Below are 2,523 nucleotides of genomic sequence, written 5' to 3'. Positions count from 1 at the left end.
CTTCACGAAGTCGCTGATCGGCTCGTCGACCGCGTCGCCGAACGCCGCGGCCACGCCGTCGACGCCCTGGTGGATGTCGAAGACGACCTGGCGGTCCGGGCGGATGAACGTGAGGGCGAGCTGGGCGTCCTCCTCGTCGGCCTGCACCTTGTACGGCAGGCGGACCGCGATGAAGGAGGCGTCGCCGCCGCTCGCGCGGACCTGTTCTACCGCGAGCTGGCAGAGGCGCCCCGCGAGGCTCGAGTCCTGGCCGCCGCTGATGCCGAGGACGAGGCCCTTCGCGCCGGTGCTGCGGAGGTAGTCGGCGAGGAAGCCGCTGCGCCGTTCGACCTCGACGGCCGGATCGACGGCGGGGGAGACGTGGAGCTCGGAGATGATCTGCTGTTGGACGTCGCGCACGGCTTCACGCTACTCCGGATGCTCCCCGGCGGCCCCTCCTCGCCGCGGACGCGCAGGCTCCCGACGCCTCCCCGAAACAGGCGCCATCCGCCGCGTCCGCTCGGCGCGGCGCCTACCCGCGCTCGGCGACGATGCGGGCGATGCGTGCCGGGACGGTGTCGTCCTGGAGGCTCGTCACGTCTCCGAGCGGGCGGCCGTCGCGGATGTCGCCGAGCAGCCGCCGCATGATCTTGCCGGAGCGGGTCTTGGGCAGATCCGGCACCACCACCAGGTCGCGCGGCTTGGCGATCGGCCCGATCGCGACCGCCACGTGGTCGCGCAGGAGCGCCGAGAGCGTCGTGCCGAGCGCGGTCCAGTAGGCCGGGTCCTCCTCGGCGCGGTCGACGGCCTCGTCGGAGGGGATGACGAACGCCGCGATGGCCTGGCCGGTCGTCGCGTCGGCGACTCCGACGACTCCGGCCTCGCCGACGGCCGGATGGGCGACGAGTGCCGACTCGATCTCGATCGTGGACAGGCGGTGCCCGGAGACGTTGATGACGTCGTCGACGCGGCCGAGCACCCAGACGTCGCCGTCGGCGTCGTACTTCGCGCCGTCCCCGGAGAAGAACCACCCCTGGGACGCGTAGCGGGCCCAGTAGGAGTCGCGGTACCGCTCCGGGTCGCCCCACACGGTGCGGGCGAGCGCCGGGCCGGTCCGGTCGACCACGAGGTACCCGCCGGAGCCGTTCGGCACCCGCTCGCCGTGCTCGTCCACCACGAGGACGCCGAGCCCGGGCAGGGCTCCGAGCGACGAGCCCGGCTTGAGGGTCGAGACGCCCGGCAGCGGGCACATCACCGCGGCGCCGGTCTCGGACTGCCACCAGGTGTCGACGATCGGGCAGCGCCCGCCGCCGATCGCCTCGTGGAACCAGACCCAGGCCTCGGGGTTGATGGACTCGCCGACGGTGCCGAGCAGGCGCAGGCTCGACAGGTCGTACCGGGCGGGCACGCCCTCGGGGAACCAGGTCATCAGCGTCCGGATCAGCGTCGGCGCCGTGTAATAGACGGTCACCCCGTACCGCTCGATGATCTCGAAGTGCCGGGCGGTGTGCGGGGTGCTCGGGGTGCCCTCGTAGATGACCTGGGTGAGCCCGTTCGAGAGCGGTCCGTAGATCTCGTAGGTGTGCGCGGTGACCCAGGCGAGGTCGGCGGTGCACCAGTGCACGTCGTCCGGCTTCGCGTCGAACACGGCCCAGTGCGTCCAGGAGGCCTGCGTGAGGTAGCCGCCGCTGGTGTGCACCAGCCCCTTGGGCTTCCCGGTCGTGCCGGAGGTGTAGATGATGAACAGCGGCGTCTCGGAGTCGAAGGCCTCGGCCTCGTGGACGTCGCTCTGCGCATCGACCAGCTCGTGCCACCAGACGTCGCGGCCCGGGGTCCACGGGACGTCGGTCTCACCGGTGCGGCGGACGACGAGGACGTGCTCGATCGACGCGACGCCCTCGACCGCCCGGTCGGCGCTCGCCTTGACCGGCACCGTCGCTCCGCGCCGGAACTGCCCGTCCGTGGTGACCAGGAGCTTCGCGCCGGTGTCCTCCACGCGGAACCGCACCGCCTCGGCGGAGAAGCCGCCGAAGACGAGCGAGTGGATCGCTCCGATCCGCGCGATCGCGAGCGTGATGACGATGGTCTCGGGGATCACCGGGAGATAGACGACGACGCGGTCGCCCTTACCGATCCCGAGCGCGGTCAGCGCGTTAGCGGCGCGGGAGACCTCGCGCTGGAGCTCGGCGTAGGTGATCGACCGCCGGTCGCCGCGCTCGCCCTCGAAGTGGAGGGCGGTCTTCCCGCCGCGTCCCGCGTCCACGTGGCGGTCGACGCAGTTGACGGCCACGTTCAGCCGTCCGCCCTCGAACCAGGTCGTGCGCGGCACCGAGAGCGAGCCGTCGGGCAGCGGAGCGGCAGGCTCCCAGCTGTGGGCGGTGTGCCACGGCTCCGCCCACTCGAGGCGGCGGGCCGCCTCCTCCCAGAACGCGACCGGATCGGCGGCGGCGCGCGAGTGCTCCTCCGCGCCCGCGTTCGCCTGCGCGGCGAAGGCTGCGGGCGGGGGGAACCGGCGGTGCTCGTCGAGCAGGTTGGCGATCGTCC

1 protein-coding gene and 1 pseudogene are annotated in these 2,523 nt (G+C 72.8%); both read right to left on the bottom strand.

Translation table 11 applies throughout. From position 1 onward, the window contains the following. Positions 1-399 (bottom strand): annotated as a pseudogene (locus C5C27_RS17215) (NAD(+) synthase); the annotation flags it as partial. Between the two features lie 112 nt (positions 400-511). Beyond that, positions 512-2,518, bottom strand: a complete 2,007-nt coding sequence (acs, locus tag C5C27_RS17210) for an acetate--CoA ligase (RefSeq protein ID WP_104315009.1) — start codon at positions 2,516-2,518, stop codon at positions 512-514. Positions 2,519-2,523 lie beyond the last annotated feature (5 nt).

This window comes from Rathayibacter sp. AY2B7 (assembly GCF_002931635.1).
GTDB lineage: Bacteria > Actinomycetota > Actinomycetes > Actinomycetales > Microbacteriaceae > Rathayibacter.
This window is presented reverse-complemented; position numbering and strand designations above follow the sequence as displayed.